A 24,661-nucleotide genomic window follows, 5' to 3' on the forward strand; every position below is an offset into this window, starting at 1 on the left:
GTAGGAAACCTTGATACTTTAGAATGTACCAAAACCACCAAGGTTTTTAAGCTCAAAGCGTAAGGTGACTGTGTCAGTCGGACCGATGTCCCGGTCATCAGAGAAGTTACGGCGGAAATCAAAATAAATATTTGTACATTCGTCAGCGTAACCAAAACGCCCACCGTAGTTAACGCTACCTTCTGGGTTACTCATGCGATAACGCCCATCAATAGAAGAATAGTAGTGTTTGGAAATCTTATTGTGCAGTTTGGCGGTGATCTCTTCACGCGTTGCATATTCAGAAGATTGACCTGTTCCTTCAATAAAGAGGTGGTTAAGTGAAAAGCGTGATGATTTTGGACCGAGGGAAAGCTGTGTCTCACTTCGGTTTAGGGTCATGTCATTCTTATCGAGGCGATAACGATAAAGTACTGATAGGAAGTTTGATGGGCTAACAGCGACGCGCCCAACTACATCAGAAACATTATCTTTATGGCCTGAGTTTGTGTCGTATGTATTATCATCACGTAGTCGATAACTCTGCCCAATGAACATCTGGCTGTAGCCACCGTCTTGGCCAAAAATACCCCAGTTGAAGCCAAAATCGATGCGCTGACCGCCATCTATTTTATCTAAACCTGTAAAACGATTGGTTTTAAAGAGGTTGGTATCATCAAATTCAAAGTCCTGGCTATCTTCATTGGGGATTTTATGGTTGTCTCCAACGTTTGGTGATGCTTTGAACTTTACAATAGGTTCGAAAATTTCATTGGCTTTACCATTCATCTGTGAGCGACTTAGCGGTTTCTTCCACTCAAGGCTTACACTAGGAACAATACGTGCTTGTGCACCGCTATAGGGAGTGGTGAGATAGCTGTTATCAAGTTCTGAAACATAATATGCTGCAGAGCTTAGATTGGCATCCAGCGTGATCAAATCCCCTGTATCAGATGTATAAGGAATTACCCAAGAGGCATCGCCAGATAGGCGCGATGTACGGGTGTCATTCTTTCGATTGATACCATAGAAATTACCGTCAAGTTTCCAAAAGGCACCTGTGGATTGAGGGTCACTTACATGGCTAAAGGCATATTCGATTTTACCGTCTTGCAGGTCTTCATCGGTAATATCGCGCTGTTCTTGGTACGTTTTAAAATGAGCAGTCATATAGTTACGTTTGCGAAAGCCCTCAATAAAACCTTCAGAAACAAGGTGTGCGTTATCAGAGCGGTTGGTTACCCCATAGCGCCTGATATAGGTCTCGTCAGTTGCATGGTTAAGGTTGAAACCCCAACGCCATGTTTTGTTGATATCGAATAAACCTTCGCTATCAATATGACCGCGAAACTCTTCTGTATTCGTTTCTGTTGAACCTACACCACCATCAGCATATGTCAGGCTGCCAGCAAGGCGCATTTCACCTTTGTTTAAGATTTGGCGATATTCAGCCGAAACATGTGGCTGCTCGATATTATAGTAATATGTCGGCTCTATTGTCAGGTCTTTTGAAGGCGAAATATTCCAGAAAAAAGGTGCCGAAATAAAGCCATCAAGCGATCCGCGTGCACCAAAGCTTGGTGTTAAAAAACCAGTTTCGCGTTTGCGTGAAGGATCAGGGTGCGAGAAATACGGAAAATATAAAATAGGAACATCATAGAGTTCAAAGAACACATCTGAATATTCAATACGTTTTTGTAAACTATCATGGGTCACTTCATTGGCTGATAGCTTCCAAACAAGGGGACGTTCAGGGTTGTCCTGGCACTTTTGACAAGGTGAATATTCAGCATCCTTGGCAATGGTAAAGCGTCCTTCTTTGCGCTGTGCAGAATTTGCAACAAGATGCGAGTTGTCAGCAAGGCTCATCACCAGTTTTTTGGCAATACCGTTTTTTAGGTCTGATGTTACTTCAAGGAATTCACTAAAAAGCACATCCCCTGTTGGCTCGATAATTTGCACATTACCAGAGGCCGTAACTAAATCTTTGTTTTGATTATAGGAAACCGTATCTGCAATGAGAATGCGATCGCCATGAATGATTTCAACATTACCCCGTGCTGTAATAACACCGAGTTCTTTGTGAAAACCAACTTCTTCAGCTGAAAAACCTCTTCCACCAGTCGGCTGCGTGTTTTTTATTTGTGTGTTGGAAGGTGAGGCTGAATGTTGTGTCGCTAAAACAGATTGAGGTGTACTGAATTGTGGCTGGAACTGTGGTTGTGTAGGCTGAGATAGCCGTGGCTGAAAGGGCGCACGTGTATCTAAGACACCCATGATGGACAATTGCGCATGGCTGCTTAGTGGCATAAATGATGCCAATGCAGTGCAGGCTGCAATCAAAGTTTTATAAGACCGTTTCCGGTTCTTTTTCATGGTTTTGTCCAACATAGCTATGGTCTCGGCTAAGCAAAAATAAGGCGACGCGGATAGTAGGGAAAATGTACAGTCCACGCAAGTATCAACCATCATGTCAGATGAGGTCTTTCTTTTTCGTTAACCTGAAAGTTTTTATTAAACGGGCAATAGGATGCGTTTTTTTTACCCATCTTAATAATTTGTTTGTCATTTCTTATATAGATTAGAGAGTATTTTTGCGCTTAGTGCATGCTCATGTTTTTGCTTATGGGGATATTCATAGGTAAAAATAGATAAAATTTTATCTATTCGTTTGCTTGCATGTGTCGGTTGCACTAATAACGTTGGATGATTGTTATATATTAAGCTAGGTTTGATAAACAGATGGCAGAAAAAGGAAAGGAAGAGAAAGTTGATTGGCTTGCCCGTTTGGGTAAGCAGTCTAAAACTTCTTTTGGAATGTTCGACATTCTATTAGCCTCCTTTTTCATTAATGTTCTATCTCTAGTTATGCCATTGGCGCTTTTGCAGATTTATGATCGCATTCTCCCCAATAACTCAATGAACACCATGGCAATGCTTGTTGCTGGTATTGCAGCAGCTCTTTTATGCGAGTCTATCTTGCGAATTGGGCGGACTTATTTAAGTGGTTGGGTCGGTGCCCGGTTTGAGCATATGGCTGGTTGTGCTGCAATTGAACGTATTTTATCAACAAGTGTGAATGAGTTTGAAAAAGATGGCTCAGGTGTTCATCTCGAACGTATTTCTTCATTGGGCACCTTAAAAGAGTTCTATGCGGGCCAAGCCTTAATGACACTGTTTGATCTGCCGTTTGCCTTTATCTTTTTGGCTTTGATCAGTTATCTTGCAGGTAGTCTTGTTATCGTTCCGATCATTTTGATTGCAGCCTTCGCTTTTAATGCATGGCGCATCGGTGGTGTCCTAAGGGCTGCTTTATCTGAGCGTATGGTCGCTGATGAGCGGCGCTTCAACTTTATTATTGAAGTTCTAAGCGGTATTCACACACTTAAGTCCATGGCAATGGAAACACAGATGCTGCGTCGTTATGAGCGTTTGCAAGAATCATGTGCCAGGACGGATTACGATGTAACGCGACATAGTTCAGCTGCCATGAACCTTGGCGCGCTCTATTCCCAAGTCACCATGTTTGCTGTTGTTGGTTTTGGTAGCACCTTTGTGATTGATGCTCAACTTACTGTGGGGGGACTTGCAGCCTGTACAATGCTTTCTGGTCGGGCCATGCAACCGCTGCAACGTGCTGTAGGTATTTGGGCACGCTTCCAATCCATCCAATTGGCACGTGGCAAGATGGAAGAGATTTTCGAGATGAAGCCGGAGACAGAAGGTGTCTTTCCGGTTATTGATGCGAGCTATCGCGGCGAAATTGAACTCAGAAATGTTGGTCTGCGTTTTGAAGAAGATAAACCCGCGTTATTTTCTAATGTTAATTTGAAGGTAGAGCCGGGTCAGATTATTGGGATTTCAGGCGGTAATGCCAGTGGTAAAAGTTCATTGCTTTATGTAATGATGGGGGCAATGCGCACGTCAGAAGGGCAAGTATTGATTGATGGTCAGGATATTAATGAGCTTGAACCAACAAGTGTTCGTCGTAAAATTGCGTATTTGCCTCAGCATGGTGTTCTCTTTAACGGAACGATCCTTGAAAACCTGACCATGTTCAAGCCGGAACTTGAAGAAAAAGCCCTTCGTATCGCCCGCTTGTTAGGCCTAGATGATGTTGTGGCAAGAATGCCACTGGGCTATGATACAACGGTTGGTAATGGTGCTTATGATTCTTTGCCTCGTGGTATTAAGCAGCGCGTTGCCATTGCACGTGCCTTAATGACAGACCCGGTTGTTTTGTTATTTGATGAAGCAAATGCTGCCATGGATAGTGCGGGTGATAAGGTACTTACTGAGTTTTTGGAACAGGCGCGGGGAAACCGCACACTTATCCTTGTATCACACCGCCCGTCTTTGTTACGCATGGCTGATGAAGTTTATGACCTTCAAGATGGTAGTTTTAATAAGCGCGATGCAGATGATTTTGCCTTTAAGCCACCAGCACCTGCCCAACCTGCTAAACCAGAAGAAATTGCACCCGCACCACAGCCTGTGGCACAGAAAAAAACAGCAGCACCGCAGCCACCTAAAGAAGCTAAGCCTGAAGCAGGCGTAAAAGACGTCCAGCCACAGCAATCAAAACCGGTACAAACGCAAAAACTTGTTAGGCAAATACAGAAAAAAGCAACAGTTCAACCTAAGCCACAAGCTGTTTTGAAACCGAAAACTGTTGAGCGTGGTGAGAAGTCTGAGAAAGTTTTGACAAAGGAAGAGGGAAGTAACAAAAAAACACCTCATTCCAAGGTTACTGTGATTCCACCAAAGGATCATAGCCTTGACCCGCAAGAAGCACCAAAATTCATTTTGAAAAAACGTAATTCGAAAAAACGTAAAAAGAAAGTAACGGATTTGATCGATGGCTGAAGCATTGGGGAAAATAGAGGTAGCACAAGTTCCTGCTGAAAGTGCGGCGCTTTCTCCGATGGCTGAGTCCATTAAGAAATCGCCACTTTTGGCAAATTTGCGTGAAATTTCTGATTTTGCAGCCTGTCTTGAGATTTTACTTACATCACTAAACTGGCGTGGTCAGCAGCGTAATATTGCAGAAGCCATGCCTCACTTTGCGGATGAACTCGATATTACAGGGTTTCGCAATGTTATGGCGAACTTGCAATATTCAAGTCGCCCAGAACGTATCCGGCTCGTTGATATTGATCCGCGCCTTATGCCTTGCCTTTATGTGGCAGATAATATGCCGGCTTTTGTGCCACTCGCGCGTAGTGATTATGGATTGCGTATCTTTAATGGCGGCACAGGTGATTATGAGACAATCACCGGTAAAGATATGACCATGAAGGGGACAGCCTATTTCTTCTCACCCGTTGATTTAGAAGAACAGAAAATTGTCCAAGCGAAAATCGGCTGGTTCTGGATGGTTATGGAGCGCTTTCGGGGCCTTGTGTATCAAATTCTGGGTTTAACATTATTGTTAAACCTTTTAGCACTTGCCACCCCACTTTTTGTGATGGCGGTCTATGATAAGGTTGTTGCGACAGGCTCTATGACCACATTAGCCTATTTTGGTGTGGGGGTGACAATTGCCCTTGTCTGTGATTATGTCTTGCGAAGAATTCGAACGCGCATATTCGCATTTGTAGGGGCAAGGATTGATAATATTGTTGGCAATGAGGTCTTTAAACGGATCATGTTCTTGCCACCAGCCTTTACAGAACGTGCAACAATTGGTGCACAAGTCGCGCGAATTAAAGACTTTGAATCTATTCGGGATTTTTTCACCGGGCCTATGGCTGTGGTGTTATTTGAAGTTCCGTTTGCCTTTATTTTTGTTATCGTAATTGCCATTCTTGGTGGCCCGGTTGCCTTTGTACCTATATTTATGTTGGTGCTCTATTGGCTTGTTGCCATGGCATTTGGGCCTTCAATCAGGACTGCAATTAGTGAGACTGCGCGTTATGGCTCGCAACGCCAAGAATTGATTATTGAGACAATTTCATCATTGCGCGCAATTAAATACAGCAATTCAGAAGAAACATGGTTGGGGCGCTATCGTGAGCTTTCTGCCAAATCATCATTGGCAAGTTTTAAGTCTGCACAGGTAACAAACTACCTGACAACTGTTTCTCATGTTTTGATGATCGTTTCAGGTGTTGCCACAATTGCCCTTGGTGTTTTCCGTGTAAACGATGGGGTGATGACCATTGGTGGGCTTGTGGCTTCTATGATCTTGGTCTGGCGTGTTCTTGGGCCATTGCAATCTGGTTTTGTAACCTTGACCCGTGTGGAACAAGTTCGTTCATCAATTTCACAGATTAACAACCTGATGAATATTAATTCAGAACATAAAGATGACGTGGTGAATTCTAACCGTAAAGTTGATGGATATATCTCTTTTGGTCGCGTTTCCCTGCGATATTCACCTGAGGCTGACCCCGCCTTGGTTGGGGTGAATTTTGATGTCCAACCCGGTGAAGTTTTGGCCCTTGTTGGGGGTAACGGGTGTGGCAAATCAACTGTTTTGAAACTGCTTTTAGGTATGTATATCCCACAAGCAGGAAGTATTCGCCTTGATCAAACTGATATTCGCCAGCTTGACCCACTTGAATTGCGCCAGATGATTGGTTATGCACCGCAAACAACACAGTATTTTTATGGCACAATTTCGCAAAATTTACGCCTTGCAAATCCGGCTGCAACGGATGAAGACATCGCCCATGCCTGTGAGATGGCAAATGTTCTAAAAGATATTGAAGATCTGCCAAAAGGGTTTTGGACCCGCATTGGTGAGGGAACGGGTGGACAATTGCCAACCAGTTTCCAACAGCGTTTAAACTTGGCACGTTGCTTTATTAAAAAGCCAAAAATCATGCTTTTTGATGAGCCGGGCAACGGTCTTGATTTTGATGATGATCAGGCCTTTATGAAATCAGTTGAAAACCTTAAAAAAGAAGGTGTCGTCAGCTTTATCGTGACCCACCGTCCAAGCCATCTTAAAATTACAGATAAGATACTTTGGCTGGAAAATGGTCATATGAAGATGTATGGTGCAACCGAAGAAGTAAAACCCCACTTACCGAAAGACTTCCTATGAGTGGAAAAGAGCTCACAACAACGAAAAAAGACGATGAAGATGATCGTATTGTCCATCCGGTTACGTTTAAAATCGGATCACGACAAACGCGCTATCTCGCCCAATCTGTTGTTTTGGAAGAAGCCGGAACATCTTCATTAATCCGTGCTGGCATGATGACCGTCGGATTGGTTATTATTGCCTTTGTTGCGTGGTCCTATTTCACAGAAGTTGATGAAGTCTCCATTTCATTTGGGGAAGTTATTCCCTCAGGTCAAATCCAGACAGTTCAGCATTTAGAAGGCGGAATTGTCTCTGAAATTCTTGTCGATGAAGGGCAAATTGTTGAGGCTGATGATATTCTCATTCGCCTTGACCCTGCGGCTGCCTATTCAGAGCGTGCACAGATGAAAGCACGCCGTGCTTCCTTATTGTTAAAGGCTGAGCGCCTGCGTGCAGTAGGTCTTGATCGCCAACCTGATTTTTCGATTGTGGCAAAAGAATATGGTGACATGGTTAAAGACCAAGAAACTATTTACCATGTGCAGACAGGCTCCCAAGATAGTAGCCGTCAGGTTCTTCTTAATCAGATTGAACAAACAAGTACCGAACTTGATGTGCTTGATGAGCAAGAATCAACATTAAGACAGCATCTTAGCATTGTTGAAGACGAACTGAGAATGCGTGAAAAGCTTTATAAACAAGGACTTACTTCAAAAGTTGTTTATCTGGATTTAAAACGCGAAGCTAACCAGTCACGCGGTGATGTGAATAAGGTGGTGCAAGAACGTTTAAAGGCGCTAGAGGCTCATGAAGAAGCCAAAAACCGTTTGGCACAGGATGTTGCCAAAGCAAAAGAAGAAGCTTTGCAAGAAATGGGCACGGTCACGTCAGAGCTCGCACAGGTGCGTGAAGCCATTGCAAAACTTGAAGACCGTGTTGAGCGTTTGGAAGTGCGCGCCCCGGTTAGAGGGATTATTAAAGGGCTTCAAGCCACCACAATTGGGGGGGTACTTGCACCAGGTGCGACAATCAGTGAGATTGTGCCACTTGATAAAGAATTGATTGTTGAAACGAAAATTACCACTCGTGATATTGGTCATATGCGTATCGGACAACCCGTTACGGTTAAAATCACCAGTTTTGATTTTGCCCGTTATGGCGGGATCACAGGGGAACTTTCAACTATTTCAGCGACAACCTTTATGAACGAGAAAGAAGAACCGTATTATAAGGGACAGATCGTGCTTGATCGCTCTTACGTAGGCTATGATCCTGAAAGCAACCGTATCATGCCGGGTATGACGGTGCAGGCAGATGTCACAACAGGTAAAAAGACATTGCTGCAATATCTGCTCAAACCTGTTTATTCCTCTGTTTCAGAGGCATTTCGCGAAAGATAGGATTGTGTGATGATGCGCAGTGTTTCATCGCGCAGGCCATAGTTTCCGATTTTTGTGAAGGGAACCCATTGGGCCGCGCTTGCATCATCCATGGCTTTAAGCGTACCACTTTTATACAGGCAAGAAACCTCAATCAGTGTATAATGGTATTCGATTTTATCGTTCTCATCTTTGTGGATAGAATCAACAATATCGATTAATCGGTGATCGGTGGTTTTGATATTGGTTTCTTCCAAGGCTTCGCGATAGGCGCCTTGAAAAATCGTTTCGCCAAGGTCTTGTGCCCCACCGGGCAGGCTCCATTGGCCCGCGTAAGGTGGCTTTGCACGTTTGATGAGCAGTATGTCGTCATCTTTGTGAATGACAATGCCAATACCAACCCAAGGGCGATCAGGATAAAGACGCATATTAAGCCTTAAGCAAAATTGAAATAACTTTTTAACATTATGTCATTAGACTAGATTGCATTAAATATATAAATCAGTAGTATATTTATTGGAATAGACGCTCTTAAAGGATTTCCCAAATGTCGGGTCAGGCTTCCAAACGATTTATTGAACGCAAGGTTTTTTACGCAGGTGATAGAATCTTTAAAGAAGGTGAACCTGGTGATCGTGCTTATATCGTTGAGCGTGGCATGGTAGAAATCTATAAGTTGATTGATGGCAAAGAAGTCGTTCTGGGGACCATTAATAAAGGTGGTATCTTTGGCGAGATGGCCTTAATTGATAATGCACCGCGTATGGCCGCTGCGCGCTCTGTTCAGCAAACCACACTGGTTGTGGTGACGCGCGATACTTTTGTCTCAAAACTTTCTAAAGCTGATCCCTTTATGCGTGGCTTGGTTAATATTTTTGTAAAAAATATCCGCCGCATGGGCCAAGAGATCGTTAAGTTAAAAAGCTAAGCTTTTAGGCTTCTTCACTATCAATATATTCGCCTTTTCCCACCAGCATATTGGCTTGATGTTTAACTGAGCCAAGAAATTGTTCATCTGATTGTGGGTAGACGTTAAAAATATATTCTTCAGCCGCTGCTTTTTGCACAGCGATTTTTTTTGCTTCTTCAATTGTTTCAGCTTCTACTTCCAAAATTGAGACGCCTTGTTCGGCTTTTTCAGTGGCATAGACGTATTGAATGACCCAATTTTTCATAACAGTAACATTTCATTCTTTTTTCTTGAAGATATAGTATATAACATGTGCCTCACGCTACAAAAAATAGGAACGTTTGTCTATGTCTGATGAAAATATGCACGAAGATGCGAAACCCGTTACGGGGTTAACCGTTACCGCACGGTTACGCGCGTATTTTCTAACAGGTATTCTTGTTACCGCACCAATTTCCATTACAATTTTGCTGGCATGGCTTTTTATCGATTTTGTCGATGAGAAAGTCACTCCGCTTATTCCGCTCGATTATAACCCGGAAACCTATCTGCCATTCAGTTTACCCGGCCTTGGGTTGTTGATCGTGATCATCATGCTGACAGTGGTGGGCATGTTAACGGCGGGCTTCATCGGTAAGCTTCTGGTGCGCTTAAGTGAAGGCATTATGGCGCGTATGCCTGTGATCAGCGGGATTTATAGTGCGACTAAGCAAATTTTTGAAACGGTCCTTGCACAAAAATCACAAGCCTTTCGCGAAGCCGTGATGATTGAATATCCCCGTCGCGGGATTTGGGCCATCGGCTTTATTACGGGCACGACCAAGGGTGAAGTACAAAACCTGACAGAAGAGTCTTGTGTGAACATCTTTTTACCCACAACACCAAACCCCACCTCGGGCTTTTTGCTGTTTGTGCCTAAAAAGGATTTGATCCCGCTTAATATGTCTGTTGAGCAAGCGGTAAAAATGGTGATCTCAGGCGGGATTGTCACCCCACCTGATACACGTCCTCAAGACGTGCAAGATAAGCCGCAAGTCTCCGCCCAGACATATGAAGAAGTTGATATTGTGCGTGAAAAAGATAATGCGCCAGTAATTGTTTCTAAACATTCAGAGCCTTCCTAAGTGTCTAAAGAGCTTAAAAAATTTCAAAATGTCTGCGCTGTAATCAATAAAAAATGCAGCCATCCCCAATGGGGGGCTTTTTACCTGCAGGTAGAAGCTGGAAATATTTCTGAGAATACTTTTCTCTTATCAACCGATGTTTTATTTGAAGTCGGCATGGGGAAAAAAGCCTGTGACCTGATGGTCATTGCACTGGATATCTTTCCAAATTCAGCCAGCCTGCTTGAAAAAACAGTTCTGGCCTTGCGTCAATATGATCGGGAAAAAGAAGCCGAGCGTCTTTTAAAAAAACGCATAAAAGTTGATGCAAAAGATTGGCTTTCAACACGCTTGCTCGCACGCATATGCTTTCATAGAGGCCAAGCTGATCATTATGAAAAGATCATTTCGACGTTTTTAGAGGAAAATCCAGACCATCTGGATGCCTTAATTGAAACTGCAAAGCACGAATTGGTGCAAGGTGAAGGCGATGTTGAAGAGGTTTTGGGCAAAATCCTTCAAATTGAGCCCCATAATTTTTATGCGCTTTCCCAGATGCAGCAACATTTTGCGCAATTAGGCATGTTTGATAAATCATTAAGCTATCTGGAGGAGATGAAACGCCTTTATCCAGAAGAGGCTCTAACAGCTTATTGCGAAGGTTTTTATTTTGATCTCAAGCTTGAGTTTGAAACCGCGCTGAATTTTTATAACAAAGCCTTGCAAATGAACCCTCAGTTTATAGAGGCTTACGGCAAGTCCGGTGGCATGTTGATGAAGCTCGGGGTGGATTTGCCAGAAGCATGGTATCGCCTAGAAGCACGCTTTCCCCAATTGCTTAACCGTCCACAAGGCGATTTTTGGCGTGGTGAGGATTTAAACGGTAAAAGCCTGCTTATTTGGGCAGAACAGGGCATTGGGGATCAGCTCAGTTATGCCTCCATGTTGCGTGACTTGCCTGAGGGTGTGAGCAAGGTTGATCTTGAATGTGATGATAAGCTAGTTCCTCTCTTTAAGCGTAGTTTCCCAGACTTCACCGTCTATGGACGCAGGACACATCGAAAAGATCATTATGATTATCATAGCCCCATTGGCGCCTTGGGCCGTTATCTTCGCCCAAGCCTTGAAAGCTTTAGCGCAACAGAAGCTCAGCCGCTTCTAACAGATGCGCAATTGGATGATAAATGGCAAAATTGGCTTGATAGTCTTGGTGAGGGTGTAAAAGTGGGTTTGTGTTGGCGCAGTGGGCATATCACGCGCAAACGCAAGCAAGAAGCCATTGATCTACTTGGTTCTTTTGCAGATGTGTTAAAGCAATCAAACCTGACCTTTATCAACCTCTATTATGGTGAGGCAGGCGCGGAACTTCAGGCTGTGGCAGATGAGCTCGGTATCACTATCCATCAGCCTCCAGAGCTTGATCAATATACTGATATTGACCAGACTGCTTGCCTCGTAAAAGGCCTAGATTATGCTGTGGGCGTGGCATCTGCGCCTATTCGTCTGGCCCAAGCAGTGGGGACCAAGACGGTCTTGCTTTATCGTGGCAACGCAGGTGTTGTTGACCCTTTATGGTGGCCCGGTGCAACCTATATTAATCGAAAGCTCGATGAAGACTGGACGGATTTTAAGGCCCTTATCCAGATCTTAAATAGCCAACCGTAGCATCTTCTTCAAAGAGGTAAAGTAACGTGCGCAAAGCTTGCCCGCGCGGTGATTGCAGTTCTGGGTCTTTATCCAAGATCAGTTTCACATCATCGCGCGCAGCAGCCAGTAATTCTTCATGGGCGGGTAATTGAGCGAGCTTGAATTCCGGCAAGCCGCTTTGACGGGTGCCAAGCACTTCACCAGCCCCGCGCAGGCGTAAATCTTCTTCAGCAATGATAAAACCATCTTCGGTTTCGCGCATAATCTTCAGGCGAGCTTGCCCATTTTCAGATAAGGGTGCGCCATAAAGCAGTAAACAGGTTGAGGCTGCCATGCCCCGCCCGATGCGCCCGCGCAACTGGTGAAGCTGGGCAAGGCCGAAACGCTCGGCATGTTCAATGATCATCACTGTGGCTTCAGGTACATTAACACCGACTTCAATGACGGTCGTTGCCACCAGCACATCGATTTCACCTGAGGCAAAGGCAGCCATGACCGCATCTTTTTCAGTGCCTTTCATTTTGCCATGCACAAGCCCAACGCGCGCCCCATAAAGGCTTTGGAGATGTTCAAAGCGTTCTTGGGCTGCGGCAATCTCAATTTTATCTGACTCTTCTACCAACGGGCAGACCCAGTAAATGCGCGCGCCTTTTGATACCATGCGTCCAATGCCTTGGGCGACTTCTTCCATTTTGGATAAAGACATCACCCGCGTATCCACAGGTTTTCGCCCCGCAGGTTTTTCTGTGAGGCGCGACACATCCATATCGCCATAGGCGGTGAGCATTAAGGTGCGCGGGATGGGCGTTGCAGTCATGACCAACACATCCACATGCTGGCCTTTACCCGCTAAGGCCAAACGTTGGTGGACGCCAAAACGGTGTTGTTCATCAATCACGGCAAGGCCTAAATTGGCAAATTCCACATCATCTTGGAAAAGCGCATGGGTACCAATGGCAAGCTGTGCCTCACCTGAGGCAATGCGCTCTAAAATCTCGGTGCGTTTTTTGCCCTTATTGCGCCCTGTTAGGATAACGGGGGTAATGGGCGTTCCAACCAGCAAGGGCTCAATGGTTTCCATATGCTGGCGCGCTAAAATTTCCGTTGGTGCCATGATGACGGCCTGCATGCCTGCTTCAATGGCAATGAGGGCGGTGAGAAGGGCCACGACGGTTTTACCACTGCCCACATCACCTTGTAAAAGGCGCAACATGCGCAGTGGCTCAGCCATGTCGGCTTTAATTTCTTCTAATGAATTTTCTTGGGAGTCTGTTAAGTCAAAGGGCAGGGCGTTGCGGATTTCTTGGCGCAATTTACCATCCCCTGTAATGGGGCGACCTGCTGCGCGGCGTACGGTGCGACGCACCAAGGCCAAGGCCAGTTGGTTGGCAAGAAGTTCATCATAAGCAAGGCGTTCGCGCGCAGGGCTATCAGCAAAAAGGTCTTCTTCTTCTTTTGGGTGATGGGCGGTTGTTAACGCCTCTTGCCAATCAGGCCATTTTTTTTGTTTTTTAAAGGCAGGGTCAAGCCATTCGGTGAGCTCTTCAGTATGGTCCAAGGCACTGCGAATGGCCTTGCCCATGGTTTTGTTAGTCACCCCTGCGGTCAGCGCATAGACCGGATCAACCGTTTGAATTTCGTCTTTTTCCTCAATCTTGCCGATCCGGTCTGGATGTGTCATCTGCAAGATACCTTGAAAACGCTCCACTGTGCCGCTGATGATGCGGGTTTCGCCTTCAGGGAGTTGTTTTTTTAAATAATCCCCACGGGCATTAAAAAACACCAAATCCATGGGGCCCGTTTCATCAAAGCACGAGATTTTATAAGGCGCGCGCCTGTTTCTGGATGGGAAGTGTTTGGCAACACTAATTTCCAATGTCACAACCGTATTATCGGGGGCCTCAGCAATGGTGGGGGAAAAACGTCTGTCGATAAAACTGGTGGGTAGATGCCACATGACATCCACAATATGTTCACCTGTGATCTTTTCCATGAGCTTGGAGATGCGCGGACCAACCCCTTTAAGGGCGGTGATCGGTCTAAAGAGGGGGAAAAGAATTTCAGGGCGCATGGGATTTGGAAATGACAATCAGTGAAAAGAGAGCTATATCCTAAGCAAATTTTTTCATCTGGCAAATGGTGTTGACAATGGACGGCAGAATTAAACGCTTACATCATAAATGTAAATATATGGGCATGCACGAAAATGACGTGATTTTTGCACGTTTTTCCAAGCGTTACCTTGATGATTTACCTGAAAATGAAATTCCCCAGTTTGAAAAACTGTTAGAAGAAAATGATCTGGATATTTTCAAATGGATCACGGGGAAACTTCCTGTTCCGGCTGAATTTGATAACGAAGTGATGGAAAAACTACGTCACTGCCAAGAATTCGTCGAACATCAATATAACCCTTAAGTCGGGTCTCTTTATGAAACTTTCTTTGCGCGCACTCCCAACAGCTGGCACACTGACTTATAGCGGTGTCCCTGAAGGCTATGACAGTTACCTGTTGGGCTATCTTGCCAAACAACATGGTGATCTTCTGTTTATCACAACAGATGAAGCCAAAATGGTGCGCACGGCTCAAGCAGTTTCATTTTTCTACCCTGAGCTTGAAATTATCCAGTTTCCCGCATGGGACTGCCTACCTTATGACCGTGTCTCACCTCATACAGAGATCGTCAGCCAGCGTGTTGATGCGCTGACCTCCCTTGTGGTGCGGGGCAAGAAATCACGCCTGATTTTAACAACCGTGTCAGCTTTCTTGCAAAAAGTTCCCCCAAAAGAGAGTTTTGAAGGGGCTGTTTATAGTGCCAAAGCCGGTGATGAAGTCCGCCGTGAGGATTTGATCAGCTTTTTAGAGCAAAATGGCTATCAACGCAGCGAAACGGTGATGGAACCCGGTGAATATGCTGTTCGCGGTGATATTGTTGATGTTTTCCCGCCGGGGCATGATGATCCCTTGCGCCTTGATCTTGAATGGGATGAGGTTTCAGGTATTCGTAGTTTCGATCCCGTTAGCCAACGCACCATTGATCAGGTGAAAACATTTGCCTTAAAGCCTGTGAGTGAACTTCCCATGGGGGAAGAGGCAATTTCGCGCTTTAGAACGCAGTTTCGCAAGATATTTGGCGCAAAAGCCTCAAAAGACCCGCTTTATGAAGCGGTTTCAGAAGGGCGACGCCCCATTGGTGTGGAACATTGGCTGCCTTTGTTTCATGAAAAAATGGATTGTCTGCTCGATTATCTACCAAAAGCTTCTAAAGTTGTTTTCGACACACAAGTTGATCACGCCCGTGCCTCTCGCCTTGAGATGATCGAAGATTATTATGAGGCACGCGCTGATGTAGCAGATGCGGCCCTGACAGGTGAGGCACCTTATAATCCCATTGAAACGGGTCTGCTCTATTTAAATGCTGAAGATTGGAACCAAGCTTTTGATGGCTTGGGCATAGGCCAGCTAAATTCATTTGATGAACCAGAAAGTGACACGGTCATTGATGGTAAAGGGCGGCGCTGTCTTGATTTTGCCGAAGCGCGCGCAAATCCCAATGCCAATGTGTATGATGCGGTTCGCCAATATATTGTGGCTGAACAAAATAATGCCCAACGTGTGATCGTTGCAGCATATTCTGATGGATCGCGCGATCGTTTGATGAATGTGCTCAAAGAACATAACGTTGCTGGGTTAGCTGCGGTTGGGTCATTTAAAGAGGTTGAACTTTTACCCAAGGACGCCGTGGCTCTTGTGGTCTTAGGCCTTGAGCATGGTTTTGCTTTTGAGGGGCTTACAGTTTTATCAGAGCAAGATATCCTGGGTGACCGTATGGTGCGCCCAGCGCGTCGGCGTATGCGCGCTGAAAACTTTATTGCTGAGGCCTCCAGCCTGAATGAAACCGACCTTGTGGTCCATGTGGATCATGGTATTGGGCGCTATGAAGGTTTGGAAACCATTGATGTGGGCGGTGCACCCCATGATTGTTTGATCCTTGTTTATGATGGGGGGGATAAGCTTTTCCTTCCCGTTGAGAATATTGAACTGCTATCACGTTTTGGTTCTGATCAAGGCGCTGCAAACCTTGATAAATTGGGCGGCGTGGCATGGCAGGCGAGAAAAGCCCGCCTTAAAGAGCGTGTGCGCGATATTGCAGATGAATTGATTAAAGTGGCTGCTGCGCGTGAATTACGCAAAGGTGATGCTATTGCGCCACCTGATGGGCTTTATGAAGAGTTTTGTACCCAGTTTAAATTTGTGGAAACCGATGATCAACTGCGCGCCATTGGTGATGCTATTAGTGATTTAAAAAGCGGTCGCCCGATGGACCGTTTGGTTTGTGGTGATGTGGGCTTTGGTAAAACCGAAGTTGCCCTGCGTGCTGCCTTTGTTGCGGCCATGTCGGGCATGCAGGTTGCCGTTGTGGTGCCAACAACCCTGCTTGCGCGCCAGCATTACAATAATTTTACAGATCGTTTTAAAGACTTTCCCATCCGTATCCAGCAGCTCTCGCGCCTTGTGACCACAACCGAGGCCAAGCGTGTGAAAGAAGAAATGGATGAGGGCACGGTTGATATTGTGGTGGGCACGCACGCGCTTTTGGCAAAAAATGTGAAGTTCAAACGCCTTGGCCTGTTGATTGTGGATGAAGAACAGCATTTTGGCGTCACCCACAAAGAACAGCTTAAAAAATTAAAGTCCGATGTCCATGTGCTGACACTCACCGCCACGCCTATTCCACGGACATTACAGATGGCCCTAACGGGTGTGAAGGAAATGAGCCTGATTGCCACGCCGCCTGTGGACCGTTTGGCTGTGCGCACCTTTGTCATGCCATTTGACCATGTGGTTGTGCGCGAGGCCATTCAGCGCGAGCGTTTTCGCGGCGGGCAATGTTTTTATGTCTGTCCACGTTTGGCTGATCTGGATAAGGTGGCGGCAGAATTACATGAGCTGGTGCCTGATGCCAAGATTGCCGTGGCCCATGGACGTATGAAGCCCAAAGAGCTTGAAGAGGTCATGACGGCTTTTTCTGAAAAAGCTTTTGACATCTTGCTTGCCACAAACATCGTGGAATCCGGTCTGGATTTACCCTCAGTCAATACGATCTTTATTCACCGCGCTGATATGTTTGGTTTGGCGCAGCTTTATCAGTTACGTGGTCGTGTGGGGCGCTCTAAAACCCGTGCCTATGCCTATCTTACTTTGCCGCCGGGCCAAAAGATTTCCAAGACAGCGCAAAAGCGCCTTGAAGTTATGCAAACCTTGGATAGCCTTGGCGCTGGCTTTACGCTGGCAAGCCATGATCTTGATATTCGCGGGGCGGGGAACCTACTTGGGGATGAGCAATCAGGCCATATCAAAGAAGTCGGGATTGAGCTTTATCAGCAGATGTTGGAAGAAGCTGTGGCAGAAGCCAAAGGTGGCGGGGATCAAAGTGTTGAAGAACATGAATGGAGCCCGCAGATTGGTATTGGCCTGCCTGTTTTGATACCGGAAAGCTATATTGCGGATTTGAATGTGCGCATGGAATTGTACCGCCGCGTTTCAACCTTGAAATCCAGTGAGGAACTGGATGGGTTTGCGGCTGAAATGGTCGATCGTTTTGGCCCTATGCCGGGTGAGGTGGAAAACCTGCTTGATACGGTCACCATGAAACGGATGTGTCGCGAAGCCTCTATTGAGAAAATCGATGCAGGGCCAAAGGGTGCTGTGATTAAATTTCGCAATAATGAATTTTCCAACCCAGATGGGCTGGTGCGTTTCTTGATGGATCAGGCCGGAACTGCAAAAATGCGCCCCGATCATTGCCTTGTGTTTATGCGGCGTTGGGATGATATGTCAAAACGTGTGGGCGGGGTAAAGCAGTTACTTGTGACATTGGGTGAGATGGCGAGAGCTTCTTAACCGTTCCACGCCGTATCAATGAATTTACCAAGTATTTTGGCTTCTTGTGCGCCTGAGATGATATAGCGATCACGCGCCACAAAGGCGGGAACGCCATGCACGCCGAGTTCACGGGCTTCGCGGTCTGATTGGATGACTTCGTTATAATCTTCATCACCATCAAGATAGAGCAGGCAGTCGTCTTTATTAAGCCCTACCTCACCAGCCAGTTCAATCAACACATCCTGATCACCAATATTTTGACCTTCAATAAAAAAGGCCTGAAACAGGCGATCAACCATTTTGCTCTCTAAATCAAAATTTTCAGCCCAATAAACAAGGCGGTGTGAATCAATAGAGTTGGGTGTGTATTGGATTTTATCAAATTGAAAATCAATGCCATTTTCATGGCCTGTTTGGGCAATGACGTCATAGACCCGCTTGGCCCGTTGCGGGCCGCCAAACTTTTGTTCAAGATAGGTTTGACGGTCCATCCCTTGGGGCGCCATGGACGGGTTTAACAAAAAAGGGCGCCATCTGGCTTTTAAAGAGACATGACCACGGCTTTCCAAGGCTTGTTCCAGCCTTTTCTTACCAATAAGACACCACGGGCAGATGGTGTCGTAATAAATGTCGATATACATAAACCTGCTCTTAATAAAAAGTAAGGCACGTTAGTCGATGTTTTTGCGTGCCCGCTTAACTAATATATCCACGTCATCGCCAAGTTCAACCGATGTGATACCAGATTCAACCCAAATACTGATGGGTTGGAAAACATCAACGATGGCAAAATCGGTGTAGCTGAGGATACCTGCAATGCGGTGCATGACAATTTGCGCTTCTTCAAGCGGCGTGTCAGGCAGGGCAATACAGAACTCATGGTCACCAAAGAGTGCAACAGTGTCTTCAACGCGAGTTAAGCTGCCAATCCATTGGTGAATTTGCTGGATCAAATGTTCTGCCGCTGTATCACTAAACTGTTCGCGCAAGTTTGGGATATTGGGAATAGAAAAGAAAACGACAGTCAGGTTCTTTTGCCATTTATGGGCATTTTCGATTTGATTGGTCAGATTTGCTGTGAAGAAATCCTTGGAATAAGCATTGCTGACTTCTTCAAGTGTTTCACTTTGGCGCGTGGTATCCATGGCTTTGCGCACATTCCAACGCAGACGTTGGCGACGCACCAGCATTTTAAGTTTAGCTTTTAAAGATGACTGGTTTAACGGGCGGCGCACAATGCGCGTCACACCACGGCGATATGCATCCATACGGTCTTTAATATTGCCATCGCTGATCACCAGCATGGGCAGGTTAAACAGGCGCGGGTTATTGCGTGCACGTGAGCTTAAGCTCAGTACATTTTCCATGTTATTTTCATCAAGTGCGCAGATAGCAGCATCATATAATCCAGTCGTTAGCTGATCTTCTGCGGCAAAGAAATCTTCACAGATATCAATATGGCAATTGCCGTCCAGCACGGCTTCAATCGTTGCACGGTCGCCATCTTTAGGGGCGATAAGCAAAATCTGATAGCGCGTTCCTTCATCACTGCTGACTTCATTGCTGGCATCCACACCCATGGACTTGGCGAGTTTGACCCGGTTGTCCAGTTCCATATACATGGTGGAAAGACGCAAAAGCGGCTTGATATGGATGAAAAACTCTTGAATATCAAAGGAGTGGATAAACACATCATCAGCACGCACATCAATAGCGCGCGCATAAAGGTTATCTGATTTTTGCTCGGCTAAAACAACCACAGGAAGGTGAGAGGTTCGCTCATCAGACTTAAGTTCATTGACGAGCTCAAATCCATCAAAATCATCACAAGTAACATCAATAACGATCAAGTCTGGATGCGCCGTTGTTGCCTTGGTCATTAAGGCTGAATTATCACAGCCTAAAACCGTATAGTGATATTTCTCAAGGCGAGTGGCAAATTTTTCAAGATTTTCAGTATTTGTAGAGGCAACAATGATGTTGGCAATGCGATGCGAACTCAAGTCCACTCTCCCTGTATTTGATTATTAAATTTGTGGGCATACTAAACGAATTTTGGGCAATTTCCAGATAAACATCAATAAGTTTAGGGTTTTTATCCGGCTTTTTATTGCACTAATGTAAATAGCTCTCGTTTATTAGAAAAACCTTTAAGGTTGTGGCTGCCTAAAGAGTGCCAACCCGCACCGCCATGCAGGGCGCAAAACTGGTGAGAAACCACAACGGGGACGCCAAGTTCCTTGGTCATACTCTCAAGCCTAGCTGCCTCATTGGCAGACGAGCCAATGACTGAAAATTCCAAACGCTCATGGGTGCCGATATTGCCATACATCACTTCACCTACATGCATACCCACACCACATTTTACAAGGGGCTGGTTCTTGCGTTGTTGGCGCATGTTCATTTTTTCCAGCCGTTCAAAAGCATCTTTGACAGCGTTTTCTGCATTTTGGGCCGCCTTGTGGGTCATGCTGCATAGATCGGTTTCGCCCACAGGGAAGATGGCGAGAACCGCATCACCAATATAGCGCAAGACCTCACCACCGTTTTCCAGCACAGCACCAGCAGTACATTCAAAATACGTATTGAGCAGGTCAAGGAAATCGTCATTTTCCATGGTTTCAGCCAAGGTGGTTGATTGGCGCAAATCTGAAAACCAGATAATGGAGCGGATGCGTTGACCATCACCGCGTTTGACCTTGCCGCTTAAAACCTGATTTCCGGTCTCCTTACCCAAATATGTTTCCAGCAACACAGATGCCGTGCGTTTCAGGGCGTGATTTTCAATAATACGCGATAGGGCTGGCAGGCTGTCATAGATCAGGGTGAGTTCCTCTGTGCTAAACCCTGTTTTTGCTTTGCTTGATAAGGTAATCGCACTTCTGCGTCCGTCTGAAAATATAAGGGGCAGGGCCACATAGTCGGTAAAACCTTCTTCCTTTAAATCAAGAAGGATCGGGTAATCCAAAAGGCAGTTTGGATCATATAAAGGGCGCCGGATTGCACCAGCCTGATCATCAAAAATGGCGGCAAACGGGCTGTTTTTATAAAGGTCGGTTTCCTTCATTTGATGACTTGCTTCATGGAAGTCGACACTGTCTTTTGAGCTGTCCCATGTAAAGCTGTATCCCATGACTTGGGGATGCAAAAGGCGGATGGTTAAGCGCACACGATCAACATTTACCCCCGCTTTTAAGAAGCTATTAGCCAGTTCTCTTGTGAAGGCTTTCTTATCAGAAAACGTCCAACCCTCATTGATAATCCAATCAATGATTGAGTTTTGCGATTGTGCCATGGAGCCTCTCAAAAGTTTAATTCTACAGTGAAGGTATATTGCTGCCCCTAACATGCAAGTATTTATACGTAAAATTAGGATATATTTTTCTAAATCAAGGGTTTCTAGCAACTGTAAGCTTGTCTTGAAGATCAAAGTGGAAAAGTTTTAAACAATGAGACAAGAATTGGATTGAATAGGCTTTCTAAAATAGGGTAAGTATTAAAAAGAGTTGATATACATGATGCAAAATTAAAAGGGCATATCATTGGAAAATCAAGCCATTGCGAATGCTTGGACAGGGATTTCATCGTGCGAGAGTTGTGGCATTCGCCATCTCGCTTTGTTTGCTGATCTAGAGCATGATGATTTTGAGTTGATCCATAAGCCGATTATGGAGGTCAACAAGTCCACTGGTGAAAGCCTCTATGGCGAAGGTGATGATGCAACGCACCTTTATACGGTGCGCAGTGGCGTGATTAAGCTGACGCATTACCTCCCCGATGGCGGGCAGCGTATTGTGCGTTTGTTGCGCACAGGTGATGTGGCCGGGCTTGAAGCGCTTGTAAACCCCACATATGAACATTATGCCACTGTTTTGCGTGATGCAGAGCTTTGTCAAATACCGCGTGATGTCGTTGAACGCCTGAATAAAGAGACACCGCGTATCCATAGCCAATTGCTTGCACGTTGGCACACAGCTGTACAACAGGCCGATGAATGGCTGACTGAGCTTTCAACAGGGAGTTCTAAATCCCGTGTGGCCCGTTTGGTTATTGGGCTTTCAGATAAAGGCGATAACAGCTGTCATTTATTTAGTCGCGAAGACTTAGGTGCCATCCTTGGGGTGACGACGGAAACGACGTCGCGCATTATTGCGGAATTTAAGCGCGATGGCTCTTTAAAAGATTTGGGGAAAAACCATTTTCGGGCTGATTTACCTAAACTTGAAACCATCGCAAACGAAAATTAATTTACTCCATTGATAATTCGCAATGCGCACTGCCAATAGGGTTTGTCATTATGTGGGTGTTAATTCACAAAAATGAGGAACTTTTGCAATGGATAATATCGCAATGTTTGGTGTTGGCGGTGTGGTGACAACAGTTGTTGTGAGCGCAGGCCTGTTGATCTTTCTAATTCGTAAAATCAACGGTAATTGAGTTTGAAAAAAGAAAAAGGGAACTTACAGATGAAGTTCCCTTTATGTGTTTAGGCTTTATAGCCGATACGTAAGTTACCCCAATGTTCGGTGCAGAACTCATCTTCCACAAAGATCGGGCAATCAACTTCTTTAAGATAGACAATATTGCCAGCCCCCATGTTACGCTCATAGGTTTGTGTGAACATGGCTTCTTTGTTATGGGCGGCAAGTAGCCCTGCCTTATCATCAAAAATACGACGGTTACGGCAGTTTGCCATGTTCCAGTCAGGATCATCAGGGCGTTGTGGATGTGAATAAATCTTGTTATGGGTGGCGATGAAACCGTTACGGTCTGTTGCACAACAGAGGAGAATTTCATCATTCTCATTCATGACTTTTTCCTGAATAGCAGGTAAAATCCGGTCCGTGAACTTAACGAAATTCGTCATGAACTGTCGCGGGTTGCTGCCTTCAATCGGCTCGTAGTTTTCGTCCATCAGGTCATCAATATCAATGTCACCATTTTGCAGGCATTCATTAAATTTGTGTTGCACTTGGCCTGCGGCTTCTTGGCAGATGGCACCAATGCGGAAATCTTTTGCCATAACTTCTTCAGCATATTCACGCAAAATCGTGGTTTCTGTGCCAAGTAAATCAACAAACTGAACATGCAGCAGATTATCTGATGGCATAAGTGTGCGGCATTTAGCGCGGCCTAAAAGGTCAAACTCTAATTCACAGGCAGAGCCCATAGCCACATCGGTATGAGGGTTTTCCCCTTGGAAACTGAGCATAACACCAGCAAGGGAGAGGTCGACGATTTTGCAAGGATAGGCCACACCTTTATCAATAAGGTTCGCATCAAGGGCAACAGGTACACGCACATGATCATCTTTAACGGTAGAGGTGCCCACGATACTGAGGATACGTGCACGCAATGTTTCCATATCCTGTGTTAGCATTTGGGAAATTGACGACAGTGCCATGGAGGATTGTAAGTTTTCCTCAGCCTGTTCACGAATGAAGCCCATTTGGTCTGCCACATTGGTTGACTTTGTGACCGCTTCGCCCATGCGGCTGGAAATCTCGTTAGAGGAAGATAACTGTTCTTGTACAGCACCAGAAATTTCTGTGGCCTGCTCTGCCATCAATGTGATGGAACCTTCAATATCATTGATGTTTTTCGTTGTGGCGGAAGCTTCTTGTGAAATATCGGCTGAGTGGCTGGAGACTTGTGTGATGCTGTTTTCCGTTTGTCCTGCCAGACCTTTAACTTCTTGGGCCACAACGGCAAAGCCCTTACCGTAAGACCCTGCACGCGCAGCCTCAATCGTTGCGTTAAGGGACAGCATTTTGGTTTGTGCTGCAATGTCTTTAATCAGGGTGACAACGCCAGAAATTTGATCCGTCGCATCATTAAGACGGGTCACGGCGCTGGAGGCTTCTTGGCTTAGGTTAAAGACAGCTTGGGTTGCTTGTGAGGTCTCATTTACTTGCATGCCAATGTTGCTGCTTAATTCTTTTAAGTTTTCACTCAATCCCGCAATGGTTTGCACGTCTTGGGAAAACTGGGTTGTGAGGTCTGCCATGTCATTTACAATGGTTTGCAGACCTGTTGAGCGTTTGGCAACCTGTTTAGAAATCTGGTTGAATTTTGCGGATTTATGAGCCACTTCACCAATGGTGTTGGTGGCTTCACGCTCCAACATGTCTGAAAGAGTCAGGATTTCAGATTTAATCAGGTTGGATGAACCGATTTCCACATAGGCAGAAAGAGATAATTCGATATCATAAAACATAGCCTTGAGGAACACGTCGATATATTGACCACGCTTGGCGACATTTTTCTCCAAACGGCGCAATTCATTTAATGTTGCGGTCAACAGGAAATGATAACCACCAAGATACCAATCCGGTTTAAGGCCAATTTTGTCATGGGCACGCCCAATGGCGATGGTTTCTTGGCGAAATTCTTCAGAATCAATCTTGTTGAAAAGGTTTTTCCAATGTGCAGCTTGTGCTTGTTTGAGGCGTTCAGGACCACCCGCATGGGCTACTTTTTCTCTGAGGTGCTCAATAGTATCAACGTAATCATAAAATTTATTGAAAATCACCGGTAGGGCAGGGGTAAGAACGCTACCTAATTCCATAAGGAGGGATTTCTCAGTGGAATCCCATTCAAAAAACTGGCTTTCAACTGAAATGCCCTGTGTAGGTTCTGACATGCGTGCTCCCAGATGTTTCTTAGTGAGTTTTATTATTTTTATTACCTATTTGTGACTGAACAGTATTAGTTAAATTCAAC

17 protein-coding genes are annotated in these 24,661 nt (G+C 45.3%); 9 read left to right on the plus strand and 8 right to left on the minus strand.

Annotated elements, in window-relative coordinates:
- Positions 1-18 precede the first annotated feature (18 nt).
- Entirely contained in the window at positions 19-2,355 is a 2,337-nt protein-coding gene (locus MTBPR1_RS00240) for an LPS-assembly protein LptD (protein WP_165602583.1), read from the minus strand.
- A 366-nt stretch (positions 2,356-2,721) separates the two neighbouring features.
- Between MTBPR1_RS00240 and MTBPR1_RS00245 the strand changes: the two genes are divergently transcribed.
- Genes MTBPR1_RS00245 through MTBPR1_RS00255 form a run of 3 tightly spaced genes read left to right on the plus strand, consistent with a single transcriptional unit; the run spans position 2,722 to position 8,412 of the window.
- On the plus strand, positions 2,722-4,845 hold the full coding sequence (locus MTBPR1_RS00245; protein ID WP_069185548.1) for an ATP-binding cassette domain-containing protein: 2,124 nt from the start codon (positions 2,722-2,724) through the stop codon (positions 4,843-4,845).
- Positions 4,838-7,030, plus strand: a complete 2,193-nt coding sequence (locus tag MTBPR1_RS00250; RefSeq protein WP_083222799.1) for a peptidase domain-containing ABC transporter — start codon at positions 4,838-4,840, stop codon at positions 7,028-7,030. Before MTBPR1_RS00245 ends, MTBPR1_RS00250 begins: the two co-directional genes overlap by 8 nt.
- Positions 7,027-8,412: an HlyD family type I secretion periplasmic adaptor subunit gene (locus MTBPR1_RS00255; protein ID WP_083222800.1), complete on the plus strand. Its 1,386-nt coding sequence runs from the start codon at positions 7,027-7,029 to the stop codon at positions 8,410-8,412. Before MTBPR1_RS00250 ends, MTBPR1_RS00255 begins: the two co-directional genes overlap by 4 nt.
- Here the strand turns inward: MTBPR1_RS00255 and MTBPR1_RS00260 are convergent.
- The gene (locus MTBPR1_RS00260; RefSeq protein ID WP_069185549.1) at positions 8,376-8,819 is read right to left on the minus strand and encodes an NUDIX hydrolase; all 444 of its coding nucleotides are present in this window, start codon (positions 8,817-8,819) and stop codon (positions 8,376-8,378) included. The genes MTBPR1_RS00255 and MTBPR1_RS00260 overlap by 37 nt on opposite strands.
- Positions 8,820-8,938: 119 nt before the next feature.
- Between MTBPR1_RS00260 and MTBPR1_RS00265 the strand changes: the two genes are divergently transcribed.
- On the plus strand, positions 8,939-9,319 hold the full coding sequence (locus MTBPR1_RS00265; protein WP_069185550.1) for a cyclic nucleotide-binding domain-containing protein: 381 nt from the start codon (positions 8,939-8,941) through the stop codon (positions 9,317-9,319).
- Positions 9,320-9,323: 4 nt separating this feature from the next.
- On the opposite strand, the gene MTBPR1_RS00270 is transcribed toward MTBPR1_RS00265, so the two are convergent.
- A complete protein-coding gene (locus MTBPR1_RS00270) occupies positions 9,324-9,566 on the minus strand; it encodes a hypothetical protein (RefSeq protein WP_069185551.1) in 243 nt (80 codons plus the stop codon).
- 82 nt (positions 9,567-9,648) lie between these two features.
- Here MTBPR1_RS00270 and MTBPR1_RS00275 point away from each other — a divergent pair, with 82 nt between their 5' ends.
- Positions 9,649-10,425, plus strand: coding sequence for a DUF502 domain-containing protein (locus tag MTBPR1_RS00275; protein WP_069185552.1), 777 nt, complete (start codon positions 9,649-9,651; stop codon positions 10,423-10,425).
- Positions 10,426-12,069 (plus strand): tetratricopeptide repeat protein, encoded by a 1,644-nt coding sequence (locus tag MTBPR1_RS00280; protein WP_069185553.1) that lies wholly within the window; start codon positions 10,426-10,428, stop codon positions 12,067-12,069. It begins immediately after the preceding gene.
- Here the strand turns inward: MTBPR1_RS00280 and recG are convergent.
- On the minus strand, positions 12,041-14,122 hold the full coding sequence (gene recG, locus MTBPR1_RS00285; RefSeq protein WP_069185554.1) for an ATP-dependent DNA helicase RecG: 2,082 nt from the start codon (positions 14,120-14,122) through the stop codon (positions 12,041-12,043). The two genes, MTBPR1_RS00280 and recG, sit on opposite strands and share 29 nt — an antisense overlap.
- Before the next feature lie 77 nt (positions 14,123-14,199).
- Here recG and MTBPR1_RS00290 point away from each other — a divergent pair, with 77 nt between their 5' ends.
- Together MTBPR1_RS00290 and mfd are read left to right on the plus strand one after the other, a co-directional pair.
- Positions 14,200-14,469 (plus strand): succinate dehydrogenase assembly factor 2, encoded by a 270-nt coding sequence (locus MTBPR1_RS00290; protein ID WP_069185555.1) that lies wholly within the window; start codon positions 14,200-14,202, stop codon positions 14,467-14,469.
- 13 nt (positions 14,470-14,482) lie between these two features.
- The gene (gene mfd, locus MTBPR1_RS00295) at positions 14,483-17,956 is read left to right on the plus strand and encodes a transcription-repair coupling factor (RefSeq protein ID WP_069185556.1); all 3,474 of its coding nucleotides are present in this window, start codon (positions 14,483-14,485) and stop codon (positions 17,954-17,956) included.
- On the opposite strand, the gene MTBPR1_RS00300 is transcribed toward mfd, so the two are convergent.
- From MTBPR1_RS00300 to MTBPR1_RS00310, 3 genes are all read right to left on the minus strand, one after another.
- Positions 17,953-18,579 carry a DsbA family oxidoreductase gene (locus tag MTBPR1_RS00300; RefSeq protein ID WP_069185557.1) on the minus strand — a complete coding sequence of 209 codons (627 nt, stop codon included), beginning with the start codon at positions 18,577-18,579 and terminating at the stop codon, positions 17,953-17,955. The genes mfd and MTBPR1_RS00300 overlap by 4 nt on opposite strands.
- Positions 18,580-18,609: 30 nt before the next feature.
- Positions 18,610-19,941 (minus strand): diguanylate cyclase domain-containing protein, encoded by a 1,332-nt coding sequence (locus MTBPR1_RS00305; protein WP_069185558.1) that lies wholly within the window; start codon positions 19,939-19,941, stop codon positions 18,610-18,612.
- A gap of 104 nt (positions 19,942-20,045) precedes the next feature.
- Positions 20,046-21,233 (minus strand): adenylate/guanylate cyclase domain-containing protein, encoded by a 1,188-nt coding sequence (locus tag MTBPR1_RS00310; RefSeq protein WP_069185559.1) that lies wholly within the window; start codon positions 21,231-21,233, stop codon positions 20,046-20,048.
- 247 nt (positions 21,234-21,480) lie between these two features.
- Between MTBPR1_RS00310 and MTBPR1_RS00315 the strand changes: the two genes are divergently transcribed.
- Positions 21,481-22,185, plus strand: coding sequence for a Crp/Fnr family transcriptional regulator (locus MTBPR1_RS00315; RefSeq protein ID WP_069185560.1), 705 nt, complete (start codon positions 21,481-21,483; stop codon positions 22,183-22,185).
- A 239-nt stretch (positions 22,186-22,424) separates the two neighbouring features.
- Here the strand turns inward: MTBPR1_RS00315 and MTBPR1_RS00320 are convergent, their stop codons facing one another.
- The gene (locus MTBPR1_RS00320) at positions 22,425-24,581 is read right to left on the minus strand and encodes a protoglobin domain-containing protein (protein WP_069185561.1); all 2,157 of its coding nucleotides are present in this window, start codon (positions 24,579-24,581) and stop codon (positions 22,425-22,427) included.
- Positions 24,582-24,661: the final 80 nt, after the last annotated feature.

The sequence above is a fragment of the Candidatus Terasakiella magnetica genome, from assembly GCF_900093605.1.
Taxonomy (GTDB): Bacteria; Pseudomonadota; Alphaproteobacteria; order Rhodospirillales; family Terasakiellaceae; genus Terasakiella; species Terasakiella magnetica.